This is a genomic window from Paenibacillus sp. Soil750 (assembly GCF_001428045.1).
Classification (GTDB): Bacteria; Bacillota; Bacilli; order Paenibacillales; family NBRC-103111; genus Paenibacillus_E; species Paenibacillus_E allorhizoplanae.
On record NZ_LMSD01000011.1, the window covers coordinates 17,452 to 31,845 of the forward strand.

Consider the following 14,394-nt stretch of genomic DNA (forward strand, 5'->3'; position numbering starts at 1 on the left):
AAAGGAGGGAGGTGATCGATTGAATCGCAGGAGAAGCCTGCTAATTAGTGTGGTTGCTGCATTGCTGGCTGGATTGCTCGTATACGGGGTCTATGTGTTGCAAGTGAATCAGATTGAGCTGCAGCAGACAGTTCAGGTTGTGGTGCCGAAGGATTTTATTCGAGCAGGTCAGTTTATTCATGCCGATATGGTCGAGTTCAAGGCGATTCAGAAAGGTAGCTATACATCGAGTAGGATGACGGAACTTACGGATGTTGTTGGACAGGAGTCCATGATTCCTTTAGGCACACAGGAGCCCATTCTGAAGTGGAAGTTGAATCGTTATCATCTCCTACCTAATGAGCAACAGGCAACTTTTCAAATTCCCAAAGAGTATCTACTTACGGTTTCGAATGGTATTCGTGCCGGAGATCGGGTTCGAATGTACGTGTCGGGGAGCGATGGCAGTTCACGCAGATTGTTTGGTGACAAGGAAATTACGGTGGCCTCTGTGAAGTCATCCGCCAATGTGGAGGTAGACAACCCGAAGAACTCCAATTTGCTATCCAAGGCCCAGGGAGACGAGCAAAAGATGTATACCTCCAGACTGGAAGCCAATGGAGCCATAGATCAGATCAATTTGAATTTGACGGAAAACGAATGGCTTCAGATCGATCAATTATGTTCAGCGAAGAAGGCTAAGGTGGTCATTGCTTTTAGTTCCACGTCAATTCAAGTCCAGGAGTAGCATGTAATTTGGCAAAAAGAGAGGTGAAACCATGTGCAAATCGGGCTAGTGTCGACAGATCAGCGATTAATTGATGAGCTAACGAATGTGGTGTATGCCAAACCGTTCGGGTGGCGAATATTTACGGAGGCGAATGATTTACAGTCTAAATCATTGGAGCAATCTTACTCCCATGTCATTCTTTCGGATCGGGAGCTCTCGTATGGGGAGCTGGAGGAGTTCCTTGAAGGTATGCAAGGGCAAGAGCCAACGACGAAAATCATTGTGTTGCTTTCAAACTATCACGATGCCTCAATCAACGAGAAATATGTGAAAATGTGCAAGCTGATGAAGTTGGATTATATCCTCCCAGGGCGCAGTACGGCTGTCATTGCGGATGAAATCCGCGCCTGGGTTGATGGGTCAAACGGGGGTCAATTAAATCAGGCGCTTTCTGGTAAATTAATTACGTTCGTCGGTTCAACACCGAATATTGGTACGACACTGGCTTCTTATGGAGTGGCCTGTATGTTAGCGATGGAGACTTCAAAGAAGGTTGGTTACCTCTGTTTGAATCTGAAAAGTTCAAAGCTTCATCGGTATTTGGGGCGTGAAGAACACATTTTTACGTTAGATGGATTGAGGGCGGAACTGAAAGCTCAAAGTTTAACGCCAGAAAGGTTGCTCCACGTTTGTGATAAGCCGAAAGAGGCACATGGCCTACATGTTCTTTATGGCAATATGTTGCGTGAACAGGCGGAATTCTTCACGCCATCAGAAATTATCCATTTACTGCGTGTGGCGCGAGGCGCTTTTGACATCTGTATCATCGAAGTTAGCGCGTATTGGGATAATGCAGCGACCGTAAGCGGGCTGTTGGAAGCAGATAGCAAAATTGTCGTCACGACCGGGGATATTGCACATTTTCAGGAAGATTTCTCGAGGTGGATTAGGCAGGTCGGATCTGTATTTGGCTTGCAGCCAGATGCTTTCGAGCTTATGGCGGTACAAACGGACCGGCATGCGAAGCAAAGCGAATTTACGATCAAAGATATTCGGAAAGAAACGCAGCTTCATTTAATTGGACATGTCAGTCGACATGGGGATGCGCTTGCGCGTTGCAACCAAGGTAAGTTGATGGAACTGTTGAACCCAACGCATCCCATGCATCATGAGGTGAAAGCGGTAGCTCGGAAGTTTGCTGATTTTTACAAGCTGCCCCAGAGGTCGAGTGTGCGGCAGGAAACATGGTTCCAGAAGCTCATTGCTGGCAAACGCGCGGTCAGCTAAATCAGGATCGGGAGGGTAAAGGAGTGAGTGGAAAAAGGTTTTCGATGATTACCTACATGCATGAACGTAGGACGGAAGAGGCTGTGTTGGGATTGGGGCGCTACCCGACATTACACGCAGCTGATGCTAATGATTCCAACGATAGAATGGTCGAACAGACTAACGGAGTACGTGGAACTGGCAGCGTACAGGATCACGCTAGCGCAGGTGAGGAAGCCTTTTTCCAGCAATGGGTGCAAGAGATTCGCAGTGAGTTGGTTGCCCTGAAAGGTAGATCTGAGACTGAAAAACAGCTGTATAACGAGACGCTGAATCGCGCAATTCTAGGCTATGAAGAGGATCGTGGAAAGCTGCTGGCCATTATTCATGATCTCGTGTCGAAAAGGAGACTTTCGGACATCCCACCTAGGACTAGTGGGTATACGACACTGCCTGAAGCGATTTTTGCCGAAATTATTGGCTTAAATGTCCTTGAACTCGTTCTCAAACAGAAGGAAGGATTGGAAGAGATTCAGGTTGTGGGGAGGCAGATTTTTGAAGTGCGTGGAGGAATGGCTACACCTTCGTCTTACGAGCTTCCATCTATTCGAGAATTAGAGCGAATTCAACAAAATTTAGTATTATTTAACCACGATACCCTCAATCCTAGAAAGCGTTGGGCGGAGGTTGTTCTGCAGGATGGGTCGCGAGTAACGATGACTGGCTTCGGATTTACGGCTGAACCCACCTTAACGATACGCTTTTATACGGTAAAAAGATTTGATTTAGCCTCGCTTGCTTCCCCAGATCTGGCCACGATGGATTCCCGCATGGAAGTGTTACTTCGTTGTTTCATCCACACGTATTTCAATATGGTCGTCATTGGACCGACCAATTCAGGGAAAACCAATTTAATTAAGGCGCTCATTGCCGAAATGGACGATAACGAACGATTGATCACAATTGAATCCCGATTCGAGTTGAATTTAAAGCGAGATTTTTCTCATAAAAATATCGTTGAATACGAAATTGACGAGGAAGATCCGAGGCATTCGGGTTTGCAGGCTTTTAAGCTGGCATTAAGGCAGTCGCCGAAGCGTATCTGTCACGCAGAAATTAGGGATGTAGATGCCAATTTGTACGTGCGCGCTTGTACACGTGGTCATGAGGGTAGTTTGACGACAGTCCATGTGAGTGAGCTGGAAGACGTACCGGATGCGATTACTGACATGTGTATGCTGGATGGCAGAGGAATGGATTCGAAGCGGTTAACGAAAAGGATTACGGAATTTGTGACACATATCGGCATTGAAATGCAGGTTGTACACAGGAAAAGAAAGATTGTGCGAATCGTCGAATATCGCTATGAAAATGAATGCGTTTTCGTCACGGATTTAGCACTTTATGACAACTCGACAGGCGAATGGACATTTCCCGGGAAATTGTCGCTTCATGCATCGCGAAAAATAAGGAAGGCTGATCGAAGACAGTATTCGCTGTTGAGAGAGCACGGATTTCTCGAAAATGAAGGGAAAGAAGGCGGTTTTGAACCGTGATTTTCGCCAAATATGTCTTTCTCTTGCTGTTATTTGTGCTCGTCTATGTTGTTTTTCGAGTTCTGTTAGAGCTGCTTATTAGACAACGCAAGGCTAGGTTCAGGTTGCACTATGTAAGAAATGCTACAGTTAGCGCGAGAATATCCACTTATTTGGAGACATGGGGCTGGATATATAAGCATATGAAGGAGTTGCTGGAATCCGTCGAATCTAGACTAAGTATGCAAGCCATGTTGACGATAAGTTTAATTGGGTTATTATTCGGCTTGTTGGTTGGGGGTGTGTTTTTTCAAACCTTCAAAGGCGCACTTATTATGACGATGATTGGCGCTTCGCTGCCGTATTTGCTGCTTCGAGTGAAGCTGGTAAGTGTCCGTTTGCGAACGAGACTAGAGTTTCTTCCGGCTGTTGAAGTGTTTTTCCAGTCTTATATGATGGACCCTAATCAAAATATGAAAATTGCGCTGAAGTATTGTATAGAGGAAAATCGTATTTTGTACCCGATTAAGCCTGTTTTCGAGCAATTATATCGTCATCTCATGACACAAAGGGATACCGAGGAAAGCTTGCGCATTTTCAACCTGACGCTTGGGCACATTTGGGCGGACTATTTTACAGGAATCATGCGAGTGGCCTTGAAGGAGGGAAGCTTTGTCGGAGATAGCTTGAAGGAACTGATCACCGACATGCGTAAAGCACAACGTTTTGATCAGATGGAAAGAAATCGACTGTTGGAAATACGCATTGCCAATTTTACACCAATTGGATTTATGGCCTTATTCATGTGGATTAACTTTAAGGTAAACGCAGATAACGCTTATTTATATTATGTGATCGATCCCGCTGGTCGGAATATGATTTTGGATGCACTTTTACTGATTTTTGTATCGTTTCTGATGGGGATCTACTTGTCTATGCGAAGAATGTGAGGAGGTGAATGCTATGGTTATGGTCAATACCCAGCTGTTAATGCTGCAATATGCTTCGCGTTTGCTCTTATTTATACTTTTTATGATCCTGATTTACCAGGGGTTAAGATACTTGCCAGCACGTAAGAGAAGATGGCGATCTTTACAGGTAAAGAGCACGCTAAAAGAGGCCGAAATTCCCCAAATGTTGTACAAAATGCTGGGCATGAGCACAAAAGCGGTGGAGGCGAAGCGCCAATTATTGTTGGGATGCGGGATTTGGCTGAATGCGAACCTGTATGAGGGAACGAGAAGATTGCTTTTAGCAGTGACATTTCTAGTAGGCGGGATGGGATATGCGGCTTTCGAGCATCCTTGGATTGCTTTGCATATGCAGCCTGCGTACGTGTTAGTTGGATCGGCAGTCGTGTCGATTTTTCTTATATGGGATGGCAAAGTGCTTGCACAGCTCAAAGAAAAGCGTTCCCAGCGCATCGTTCGGGATATTTATGCAATCAGTCGACAGCTCTTGTACTATAATGATTCGAAATTAAACTTGCATGACAAATTATCACTATGTGTCGGTCAGACGACATCGACTCGAGTTCATGTTCAGCTGCTGCTCAATGAATGGTATCAAGGGGCTGAGGAGGCAATTTCCCATTTTAAAAAGAGACTAGGAACGGAGGAAGCTCATAGCTTTGGAGAAACGCTGAATGCACTCAGATTGAATGAACATGGGGGCTATTACGAGCTGATCAAGCAGCGCATTCAGGATTATAAAGAGAAGATGGAATTGATTCGCGACAGCAAAAAGGAAACGGTATCGTATGTGCTTTTTGTACTTGCGGGTCTGCCGATATTGAATACTTTCCGAGTGTTTATGTACCCTTGGATCGCCGAAGGGCAACGATTATTTGATGCAATTAACTAACATGCGATGGGAGAGTAAGTAGATGAGAAATATTTTGGTAACGGTGATGATGCTGATTGTGGTGGCTTTATTGTTTACAACGATTATCAATGATGGATCAACAGGTATGAGACGAAATATCGGGACCCATGGGACGACCGCAAATACGAATATTACGGCACTTCAACCTTAGAAAAGGCAGGCGGTGTATGAGATCCATTCTTGTTACAGTGCTTTTGATGATTGTTGTAATCGGCATTTATATGGATGTTGTTGGGGGAAGCACGGGAACTCGCAAGCAGATTAGCAACAGCGGGGCTAGAATTAGCGGATCTATAGAGCGGATTAATCCATGAAGCAGATTTTGGTGTTTATACTATTTGCGACTTTGCTCTGTTGGTTCATGTTCGCACCGGTGTACAAGCATATCATTATTGTTCGACAGGCTGTGCTGCAAAAGGAAGTCGATTATTTGCTCGAGGTCGGGGCAAACGGCAGCCACGGGTATATCAATGCAGCGATGATTGCCGAGTCCAGGGAGCGTATGGCGGAAAGAGGTTTCTTGGTTGATGAGCTTGCCTATACGGTGGCTACCAACTCAGGTGTTGGTGGCATGGATGCAAATGCGCCGGTCTGGCGAGGAACGGGCTTGCGCTTAACGATTACGTATCCGTATCAGCGGCTTTTTGTCATTGATCAGCTGGTCGGCATTTCGGTGCCGCTGGCTTCCGATCGTATGGGTGCGACGGGCATGAAGATGAGTGAATATGTGCCATGAGAGTTGAGGGAATGGCGTGTATAAGCTGCTATTAATGGTGTTAATGAGCGTGGTTTTTATGTCGCTCTATGGGCTTCAAACGGATGAAGAGTTGGCTATGCATACCGTATTTCAGGGGAAACATGGGCTGAACAATGCTGTGCATGCTGCTGCTCAACAAAGTGATGCAGCAAAGCTTGCACAAGGGATTCATTCGATTGATGAAACGAGAGCAAGAGAGGCTGCAATGGCATATTTGCAGGCCAATTTACGATTAAATGCGGATAACGAGCCCCTGCCGGATACGTTTTTGCAGAGCACGGTGGCGGTTGACTTATTTAAGGTTGTTAATGAGGGGGAAATATTTCCCTACACGTATCGAGATGATGCGCAGGACTACACTGTCACCCTGGAACGCCCTGGGGTGATTATGTTTATACGGTTGGCTTTTCCGCGGACGTATACGGTTTTGCAGCCGATTACGTGGACGATTAAGGCGTCTGCGGAGATGGTGTATTGAGCTTTATCTTCATCCCCACTCGCACTCGGAATCAAACTCGCCCCTTTCTCTCATACCCTATTTCCTTATGCCTCAGGACGAGAGTGAGAGTGAGAGTGAGAGTGAGAGTGAAGGAGATCGGCTTAGCCAGCGCCGTTTAAATGGAAAACATACAGCTAATTCGTGTGGAAATGATGAGTATTTGAGTATAGATGGAAAATGTACAGGTAAATTCCTCGTAAACACTCAATTAGGCAAAATTCAAGGAAAATAGCTGGAGGAAATCCAGTTATACTGTAAATGAGCCCAAAAGTGAGCAAATTAGATACAGGAAATCCATTTATTTGTTTGGAGTTGGTTGATGAGGTTGGAGCCAGATCTAGTGTAAGAGCGATGTTAGAGTGCCGATGGAGTAGCGTTAGAGCGATAAAGGAAATTTCCATGTATAATGTGAAAGTGAGGTGTTAATCTACGGCGTATAGGAGTCGATTTCTATGACAATTTTTGAGCAAAGGCAGCAGTGGCTGCAAGATGAAATGCGTAAGCGAGGGTGGTCAGGCTTCCTGGTCACACACAATGTCGATATATATTACTACTGCGGCTCGATGCAGACGGGGTATTTGTTCATTCCGACGGAGGGCGAAGCGATCTATCTCGTCCGTCGAAGCTTAGTACGAGCGGAGGAGGAAGCGGCAGCTGCCGTCGAAGCGCTCGGCTCTTGGAAGACGCTCGGCGAGCGGCTTCGCGCTCGTATTGGCGGTGACGCAGCGGCGGGAGATCCGCTGCGTATAGCGACAGAGCTGGACGTGTTACCCGTCCAGTTGTACGTGCGCTTGCAGACCGCGCTGCCCGGCGCGGTCTGGGAGGACGGCTCGCTGCTCGTGCGAGAGCAGCGCATGATCAAATCGCCGGACGAAGTCGCGGCGATTCGGGCGGCAGCGCGCGTCGCGGACGGCGCGCTCGAGGCGGTCATCCCCCACATTCGTGAGGGGATGGCGGAATTTGAGCTGATGGCGCTCATTGAGCATCAGCTCAGGCTGCGCGGGCACCAAGGGCTGATGCGCATGCGCGCGTACAATTCCGAGTTAATCACCGGAATGGTCGCGTCAGGCTCATCGGCAGCGGTGCCCACCTATTTTGACGGGCCGGCCGGGGGCACAGGGCTTCACCCGTCCAGCCCGCAGAGCTCAGGCCGCGCGCAGATTCAGCGCGGCGATCCGATTCTCGTCGATATTGGTTGCACCATCGACGGGTACTTGATCGATCAGACGCGCACCCTCGTGATCGGAGATCTAGACCCTGAGCTGCAGCGAGCCTATGACGTGGCGGAGGAAGTCCTCCGTGCCACGGAAGCCAGGCTGCAGCCTGGCACGATTGCCGAGCATTTGTATCTGCTCGCGCTGGATCAAGTACAGGAAGCTGGCCTCAGCGCCCACTTCATGGGGTACGGCGCTGACCAAGTGAAATTCCTTGGTCACGGCATCGGGCTCGAAATCGATGAGTTGCCCGTTCTCGCCAAGGGATTCAAATACCCGCTGGCGCCTGGCATGGTCATCGCGATCGAGCCCAAGTTCACCTTCCCTGGGCGAGGTGTCGTAGGTATTGAAGATACGTATCTGATCACCGAAGATGGATACGAGAAACTGACCGTATCCCGTGATGGGATACGAAGTCTATAACGAAGACTAGCGAGATTTCGCATCGGAATACAGTAAACCTGCTGTCTTGTTTCTTTGGAAACGGATGGCGGGTTTTTGTTATTTTGTGCGAAGCAGGGGGAGAGGGATGAGTTGCATGTCCGTTTACGAGGGCGACTATTACCACTATCCCCATCGCTCCGTTCAGCAGGCAGTTTAATTAGTGCAGGCCACAACTATTAATGCGATGAAATAAAACGAAAGACTACCAAGAGGTAAGCTCTTCGGTAGTCTTTTTCATTTTGCAGATATCGTTAAATTCGCGAAATCACCTTATCAATCAACCCGTACACGCGCGCATCCTCTGCTTCTAGGAAGTAATCGCGATCCGTATCCCGTTCGATTTTCTCGATCGGTTGTTTGGTCGTTTCGGCAAGGATGCCATTCAGAATGCTGCGTGTGCGAAGAATATGCTGGGTGCGTATTTGAATATCACTCGCTTGACCCTGTGTGCCTCCCCAAGGTTGGTGAATCATAACTTCAGCATTCGGTAGAGCAAAACGCTTACCCGGAGCACCAGCTGTCAGCAGAACAGCGCCCATGGAGGCAGCCATACCTACGCAGATCGTGGATACATCAGGTTTGATGAAGTTCATCGTGTCATAAATTGCGAGACCAGCTGAGGTAGATCCGCCTGGCGAGTTGATGTAGAGCGAAATATCTTTCTCAGGATCCTCTGCGGAAAGGAACAGAAGCTGGGCAATAATCGCGTTCGCCACTTGATCATTAACTTCCGTACCGAGGAACACGATGCGGTCTTTCAGCAATCTGGAGTAAATATCATACGAGCGCTCTCCGCGCGCGGTTTGTTCGACTACCATTGGTATGAAGCTCATTGAAATCATCCTTTCTAAGATGGGAATGGGTTATTTTGTTTAAAAGATTAAGGTTTAGCGTAATTAAATGGTTTAGCGCACTAAGCGGCTTTGCATTGGATCGTATGGGTATGCACGGTAGTCTTCTGTCCAAATCCAGAGGAAACCATGATGAGTCGAATAGGTTCTTCATTTTGAAATGATGGAAACTCGCGAACAGTAACGGTTGCTTCGGAATCTATAGATGCGGCATCTTGTCGGCGATAAGATTCAATCGAAATGACTTTGCTTTTGGAGGAATCGCTTGTTTTGGCAAGGGGCTGCTCCCAAGCGATGATAGGTGATACGGATGATGGAGCAGTATCCTGCTGTGGCAGATTTGTTTGTTTCTCATGTGCATGCCCAAGCTCTTGCTCTTGACTCATGGTAATTGCCTCCTCATTCCTTTGGTTTGGGATAAACGGCTAGTAATACCTGATAAGCGTCTTGTTCGTCACCGCGAACACCTGCGTAGCGTTGTACTAACTGCTGGGCCATTGCTGTGTATTCTTCAATGAATGCATGTCGCTGTTGCTCCGTGCATAGCTGCACTTGAAGCTGTAGCGTCGCGCTTGGAATCACTTCGCCGACATCCGACTGCTCCATGAGTAGCATAGCATCTCGGCGGATTCGCTCGGAAGTTGTCACGAGATGAGCGAGCGAGCTCTGATCCTTCAGCTTTTGCAAGGTTTCAGGCTTCATACTGAGAGATTCGGCCAGTACAAAGGTTTTGGCGATCGAACGGTAGAGTACCTCAACCAGATTGCGCACTTGGCGTGTGCCTACGCGCGTAACTAAGCCGGCCTTCTCCAACGCTTTCAGGTGATAGTTGATGCGTTGAGCCGTCTCGCCTAAGGTGCGGGCCACTTCCGCGGCGGATCCCGGTTCTAAGAGCTGAGCGATGATTTCTCCGCGAAGCGGATTTAGCAACACCGTTGCCTGCTCCGGGGACTCGATGTAGTAGCTGTCTTGGATCTCTTTGTCTTGTGGCATGGAGTGGATAGCCTCCGTGTACAAATTATATGTTACGTACAAATATTTTATTACGTGGAGAACGGAATGTCAATGGGCGGGGGAGGAGGATATATCGTATCGGGTGACAAATAAGCTTTGAAGTAGACAATAAAGTTTTGAAGTAACAAACATAGTTTTGAAGTATAGAAAGTAACCCATTTGGCGAGATTGTATAATACCAAGATGTTTAGGACATTTGTCCTTAGTTAGCAGCTGCGTTCACTCCATTGGGTGAACGCTTATTTTATTTTAGGGGGAAAGAATGATGAATAGAGGTAGTTATTGGTTGACAAATAAGTTTTGAAGTAACAAATAAAGTTCTGAAGAACAAAACTAAGTTTTGAAATGTAGAAAATGACTGTTTGGTGAGATTATATAATACCAAGATCCGTAGGACATTTGTCCATAGTCAGCACAAGTGAACCAATGATGTTTGATCAAGCGCCGATGTAAAGAAGGCATTCATCTCTTTAGCCAAAATCAATACGAGATACCGCTGGGAGCTTGGAGAGACTATTCAATCTTTTGGTCATCTTCACCACCATAAAGTCTAAACGTAGACGGTGACATCCCGGTAATGGCTTTGAAATGCCGACTGAAGTAATGGATAGAGGCATAGCCAAGCTTATTAGCAACAACCTCAACTTTTTCTTCTTTCAAGAGCAGCTTCTTAGCCAATTGTATTCGTTTATGAATCATGTAAGGCTTCGGAGAAACACCCATGACCTCCTTAAATAACTGGGAAAAGTAGATGTGATGATAACCGCAACTCTCGGCTAGTTCTGTTATACTCCACGCATGCTCAGGGCGTTCCACGATCATCTGCAGGGCATTTCTAATCATGCTTCGTTTAGAGCTACGTGTGGTTGAAACGTCTAACTCACGACGCATGATTTCAGTTAAGACTTGCATCAGAAGTCCTCTTAAAACGAACGAGTAGCCGTGCTCCTCTTCTTTGTATTCCTGAACAATCTGATGAAGAATTCGTTCACTTTCCATGAATTTGAAATGAACGGGGATGGTGACGCTACCGTAACCCTCAACTTCAACCGTGTAGCGCAGGGCTGGCTCAGATGGGGGGCTCCCCGTGAAGTTTTTCAGCTTAGGGCCCGGATGAATAGGCTCTGGAGACAGACGATGCCAATCAAAGTGGAGACTGATAAACGTGACTGATTTATCGGGATGGACGGATAGCTTATGCAGCGTATCAGATCCCAAATAAGCACATTCACCCGGAAGAATGGCGTATGTATCGGAGCCGATCAACAAATCCATGCGACCTGAAACCACATAAACAAGCTGATAATCAGGAATTGTTCGAGGGCCGTAAACAGTACCTACCGTAACGTTCTGTATATTGGCATAGTTCACAGCAGGAAGTAATAAGCCCATCGGCCCTAGCGAGCGAGAATGCTCCATTAGATGTTCTCCCTTATCGATCTTTATTCTCAACTAGTTCGCTGCTTGTGCTTAAAAACCTTTGGAAAGTACAACTGATTCTAACCTTTCCTGCAACGACTTGCGAGCGCTGCGCTGTTACACTTGATCTTGTAAGCGGCAACAGTGGCTATCAACAAATCGTGGATGGGGGATTAAGCATGCTGACTGTGGAACAAGTGGAGGCGTTTGAGCGTGATGGTTTTGTTAAAGGTGAGGTTGTGCTGAATGACGAGGAGGTTGAGCTTCTGCGTCGTGAGCTGGATCTAGTACTGGAAGGAAAAACGGTTAAGAAACCGGTTTTGAATCGTAATTTAGTAGATAAAAGCGAATATGGGATGAGTATGGAAGCCAATGAGACCATCGTTCAGGTTGTTAACATTTGGATGGCCAGTGATCTATATATGCAGCATGCAGCTAATCGCACGTTGTGCGAAGATGTTGCCCAACTCGCAGGTACTGACACATTGCGAATTTGGCATGATCAAATTCAATACAAGCCGCCTGTCACAGGTGGGCCTACGAAGTGGCACCAGGATCATCCCCTATGGCCGATCATTAAACCTTCAGAGCTGATCAGCGCTTGGGTGGCGTTGGACGATGCGGTTGTTGAGAACGGATGCATGTGGATGGTACCTGGTAGTCATACATGGGGAGATCATCAAAGGCACTTGCTTCATGGCCCAGACCATATGCCGCAGCATAAGTGTCCTGAGTTGCTGCCCGCAGGTGTGGAAATCAAGCCAGTGCCGTTCGAGATCAAGAAAGGTCAGGTCGGTTACCATCACTGTATGACCTGGCACGGCTCTCTGCCTAACCACTCACAGACGAAGCGGCGCGCGATTGCGGTTCATTATATGCCGGGGAACATTCGTTATGAGCCCGTCGGCAATCACCCCATGAGTAAACATATCCTTGTACAACCAGGTGAACTTTTGACCGGAGCAGATTTTCCTGTTGTTTATACAAAATAAAGGAGTGACTCCATGTGAATGAATTGGAAACGTTATCCTTACATGCTTTGCAAGTTGGTAATACGTCTCATGATTATGAAGTCGTCCCAAATTGGGCAAAAATACCTGATCATGTGACGCTGGGTTATTCCCACGGCATTGTCGTAGATGAGGCGGATCGGGTCTACTTGTTCCACACAGGGAGACCATCGGTTGTCGTTTTTGACCGCGATGGGGAGTACCTGAATGCTTGGGGCGAAGAGTTCGAGGGAGGCGCGCACGGCTTTTATCTGCACAAAGAAGCAGGCTGCGAATTCCTGTATGTAACGGACACAGCCAAAAGAATGATGGTGAAGACCACATTAACAGGTGAACATCTGTTGACGATCGGCGCACCAGATGTACCGGATATTTATGACGATGAGCGCAAATTTGTACCGACGGACGTGGCTGTAGCGCCAAACGGCGACATATATATCGCTGATGGGTATGGACAGAGCTGGATACATCACTATGATGCACTTGGCAACTATATCCGCTCCTGGGGAGAAAAAGGCAAGGAAGATGGACAATTTAATTGTCCGCATGGTATTTCCATTGATGTGCGCCGAGGGGAACCGGAAATCTATGTAGCGGATCGCGGCAACCATCGAATCCAGGTATTTACGCTGAATGGTGAGTTTAAGCGCAGCTTCGACCATGATATGGATATGCCTTGCAGCTTCTATTTCCACAAGGATGAGATGTATATTCCAGACTTGTACAGCCGAGTAACGGTATTTGATAAACATGACCGATTAGTCGCTCACTTGGGTGAGGATCGTCAGGCTAAATCACAGCAAGGATGGCCAAATGTAGATAAAGGCTACTTTCGTGCAAACAAGTTTAGCTCACCGCATGGGATTTGTGTCGATTCCCGTGGCGACGTGTATGTAGCCGAGTGGATTTCGGATGGACGATTAACGAAGCTGAAACGTAAATACGGATAGACATTTGCAAAGTGATTGTGAGGGCAGTAATCCCTTATAATCGCTTTTTTTTGTTGCGCACATACCATAATACTTCGGCAACAGTAAAATAGTTAAGGACAGTGAAATAGGTGAGGTGTGGCATCATGTGAGAAATGTGAGCTACTCGGAAATGTGTGAATTGAATCGGAAAGGGGCACGAGATACGATAGATCCAGAGTTCAGTAAAGCAATTCAAGCTTATTGAAAAAAACAATATTTGTGAGGATGAGATATATTGAGAAAGTACTCCAAATAACAGCATCCGGACATGTCTTGAGGAAACGGGGATTTGATTGAAAGCGCTTCCGTAAAAACGTTCCCATTATGCTGATGTTTTTACCGGCACTGAGAAGGAAGCCTTGTTCAGAGATTCGGAGGAGAGTACGCATCATGCCCTGCATGCCAATGTACTCCCCCTGCTGTTCCATATCGCTCCAGAGGAATCGGTCAGCGCTATTGTCGACATGATCCGTACCAAGCTTCGCATGCGGGGTTTATTCCTCCTACTTTGTCATGAAAGCTCTAGCGGAGGTCGCAGAGAATGAGCTGATCTATGACTTGCTCTCGGCTGACGATGAGCATTCTTGGGGGAATATACTCAAAGAAGGAGCAACCACCTGCTTTGAAGCACGGGGGAATGACCAAGGTATGGAACACCAGGGTTATAGCACGTTTTCGGAAAGTACGGCAAGCGGCGGGAGTGCAGCATCTTCTCAATCCAACGCAATAGGGCAATACTTGACATTTAATGTAAATGTGCCTTCTGTGGGTGTCTATGCCTATCGGCAAGCTCTAAAGGGGTTGCCCACGTCGTAATACTA

At 47.1% G+C, this 14,394-nt stretch carries 18 protein-coding genes; 14 read left to right on the forward strand and 4 right to left on the reverse strand.

The window, feature by feature from the left end:
- The first annotated feature begins 19 nt into the window (after positions 1–19).
- The 10 genes from ASL11_RS11845 (at position 20) to ASL11_RS11880 (ending at position 8,287) form a co-directional block, all read left to right on the forward strand.
- A complete protein-coding gene (locus ASL11_RS11845) occupies positions 20–727 on the forward strand; it encodes a hypothetical protein (RefSeq protein ID WP_056613848.1) in 708 nt (235 codons plus the stop codon).
- Positions 728–760: 33 nt separating this feature from the next.
- Positions 761–1,996 (forward strand): AAA family ATPase, encoded by a 1,236-nt coding sequence (locus ASL11_RS11850; RefSeq protein ID WP_056613851.1) that lies wholly within the window; start codon positions 761–763, stop codon positions 1,994–1,996.
- A 23-nt stretch (positions 1,997–2,019) separates the two neighbouring features.
- On the forward strand, positions 2,020–3,531 hold the full coding sequence (locus ASL11_RS11855; protein WP_063795553.1) for an ATPase, T2SS/T4P/T4SS family: 1,512 nt from the start codon (positions 2,020–2,022) through the stop codon (positions 3,529–3,531).
- Positions 3,528–4,460 carry a hypothetical protein gene (locus ASL11_RS11860; protein ID WP_056613854.1) on the forward strand — a complete coding sequence of 311 codons (933 nt, stop codon included), beginning with the start codon at positions 3,528–3,530 and terminating at the stop codon, positions 4,458–4,460. The genes ASL11_RS11855 and ASL11_RS11860 overlap by 4 nt, the downstream gene beginning before the upstream one ends.
- A 13-nt stretch (positions 4,461–4,473) precedes the next feature.
- Positions 4,474–5,373, forward strand: coding sequence for a hypothetical protein (locus tag ASL11_RS11865; RefSeq protein WP_056613857.1), 900 nt, complete (start codon positions 4,474–4,476; stop codon positions 5,371–5,373).
- A 22-nt stretch (positions 5,374–5,395) separates the two neighbouring features.
- Entirely contained in the window at positions 5,396–5,545 is a 150-nt protein-coding gene (locus tag ASL11_RS37085; protein WP_164483567.1) for a hypothetical protein, read from the forward strand.
- Positions 5,546–5,561: 16 nt separating this feature from the next.
- Entirely contained in the window at positions 5,562–5,708 is a 147-nt protein-coding gene (locus tag ASL11_RS36425) for a hypothetical protein (RefSeq protein ID WP_157256909.1), read from the forward strand.
- On the forward strand, positions 5,705–6,130 hold the full coding sequence (locus ASL11_RS11870; RefSeq protein ID WP_056613859.1) for a hypothetical protein: 426 nt from the start codon (positions 5,705–5,707) through the stop codon (positions 6,128–6,130). The genes ASL11_RS36425 and ASL11_RS11870 overlap by 4 nt, the downstream gene beginning before the upstream one ends.
- A gap of 16 nt (positions 6,131–6,146) precedes the next feature.
- Positions 6,147–6,629 carry a hypothetical protein gene (locus tag ASL11_RS11875; protein ID WP_056613863.1) on the forward strand — a complete coding sequence of 161 codons (483 nt, stop codon included), beginning with the start codon at positions 6,147–6,149 and terminating at the stop codon, positions 6,627–6,629.
- A gap of 473 nt (positions 6,630–7,102) precedes the next feature.
- Entirely contained in the window at positions 7,103–8,287 is a 1,185-nt protein-coding gene (locus ASL11_RS11880; RefSeq protein WP_056613866.1) for a M24 family metallopeptidase, read from the forward strand.
- A 272-nt stretch (positions 8,288–8,559) separates the two neighbouring features.
- Here the strand turns inward: ASL11_RS11880 and clpP are convergent, their stop codons facing one another.
- The 4 genes from clpP to ASL11_RS11900 all read right to left on the reverse strand — a co-directional run bounded on the left by clpP (position 8,560) and on the right by ASL11_RS11900 (position 11,592).
- On the reverse strand, positions 8,560–9,141 hold the full coding sequence (gene clpP, locus ASL11_RS11885) for an ATP-dependent Clp endopeptidase proteolytic subunit ClpP (RefSeq protein ID WP_056613869.1): 582 nt from the start codon (positions 9,139–9,141) through the stop codon (positions 8,560–8,562).
- Positions 9,142–9,221: 80 nt separating this feature from the next.
- Positions 9,222–9,545 carry a hypothetical protein gene (locus tag ASL11_RS11890; protein ID WP_056613871.1) on the reverse strand — a complete coding sequence of 108 codons (324 nt, stop codon included), beginning with the start codon at positions 9,543–9,545 and terminating at the stop codon, positions 9,222–9,224.
- A gap of 13 nt (positions 9,546–9,558) precedes the next feature.
- Positions 9,559–10,152: an ArsR/SmtB family transcription factor gene (locus ASL11_RS11895; RefSeq protein WP_056613874.1), complete on the reverse strand. Its 594-nt coding sequence runs from the start codon at positions 10,150–10,152 to the stop codon at positions 9,559–9,561.
- Between the two features lie 534 nt (positions 10,153–10,686).
- Positions 10,687–11,592, reverse strand: a complete 906-nt coding sequence (locus tag ASL11_RS11900; RefSeq protein WP_056613878.1) for an AraC family transcriptional regulator — start codon at positions 11,590–11,592, stop codon at positions 10,687–10,689.
- Between the two features lie 179 nt (positions 11,593–11,771).
- Here ASL11_RS11900 and ASL11_RS11905 point away from each other — a divergent pair, with 179 nt between their 5' ends.
- From ASL11_RS11905 to ASL11_RS36970, 4 genes are all read left to right on the forward strand, one after another.
- On the forward strand, positions 11,772–12,584 hold the full coding sequence (locus ASL11_RS11905; RefSeq protein ID WP_056613881.1) for a phytanoyl-CoA dioxygenase family protein: 813 nt from the start codon (positions 11,772–11,774) through the stop codon (positions 12,582–12,584).
- Positions 12,585–12,598: 14 nt separating this feature from the next.
- The gene (locus ASL11_RS11910) at positions 12,599–13,552 is read left to right on the forward strand and encodes a 6-bladed beta-propeller (RefSeq protein WP_056613884.1); all 954 of its coding nucleotides are present in this window, start codon (positions 12,599–12,601) and stop codon (positions 13,550–13,552) included.
- A 380-nt stretch (positions 13,553–13,932) separates the two neighbouring features.
- Positions 13,933–14,118, forward strand: coding sequence for a hypothetical protein (locus tag ASL11_RS36430; RefSeq protein ID WP_157256910.1), 186 nt, complete (start codon positions 13,933–13,935; stop codon positions 14,116–14,118).
- Positions 14,087–14,389: an alpha-L-rhamnosidase-related protein gene (locus ASL11_RS36970; RefSeq protein ID WP_056613890.1), complete on the forward strand. Its 303-nt coding sequence runs from the start codon at positions 14,087–14,089 to the stop codon at positions 14,387–14,389. The genes ASL11_RS36430 and ASL11_RS36970 overlap by 32 nt, the downstream gene beginning before the upstream one ends.
- Positions 14,390–14,394: the final 5 nt, after the last annotated feature.

Excerpts from the sequence above, each read along its gene's own strand:
- ASL11_RS11865 (WP_056613857.1), top strand. The coding sequence starts at position 4,474 with ATGGTTATGGTCAATACCCAGCTGTTAATGCTGCAATATGCTTCGCGT.
- ASL11_RS37085 (WP_164483567.1), top strand. The coding sequence starts at position 5,396 with ATGAGAAATATTTTGGTAACGGTGATGATGCTGATTGTGGTGGCTTTA.
- ASL11_RS36425 (WP_157256909.1), top strand. The coding sequence starts at position 5,562 with ATGAGATCCATTCTTGTTACAGTGCTTTTGATGATTGTTGTAATCGGC.
- ASL11_RS11870 (WP_056613859.1), top strand. The coding sequence starts at position 5,705 with ATGAAGCAGATTTTGGTGTTTATACTATTTGCGACTTTGCTCTGTTGG.
- ASL11_RS11880 (WP_056613866.1), top strand. The coding sequence starts at position 7,103 with ATGACAATTTTTGAGCAAAGGCAGCAGTGGCTGCAAGATGAAATGCGT.
- clpP (WP_056613869.1), bottom strand. The coding sequence starts at position 9,141 with ATGAGCTTCATACCAATGGTAGTCGAACAAACCGCGCGCGGAGAGCGC.
- ASL11_RS11890 (WP_056613871.1), bottom strand. The coding sequence starts at position 9,545 with ATGAGTCAAGAGCAAGAGCTTGGGCATGCACATGAGAAACAAACAAAT.
- ASL11_RS11895 (WP_056613874.1), bottom strand. The coding sequence starts at position 10,152 with ATGCCACAAGACAAAGAGATCCAAGACAGCTACTACATCGAGTCCCCG.
- ASL11_RS11900 (WP_056613878.1), bottom strand. The coding sequence starts at position 11,592 with ATGGAGCATTCTCGCTCGCTAGGGCCGATGGGCTTATTACTTCCTGCT.
- ASL11_RS11905 (WP_056613881.1), top strand. The coding sequence starts at position 11,772 with ATGCTGACTGTGGAACAAGTGGAGGCGTTTGAGCGTGATGGTTTTGTT.
- ASL11_RS36970 (WP_056613890.1), top strand. The coding sequence starts at position 14,087 with ATGAAAGCTCTAGCGGAGGTCGCAGAGAATGAGCTGATCTATGACTTG.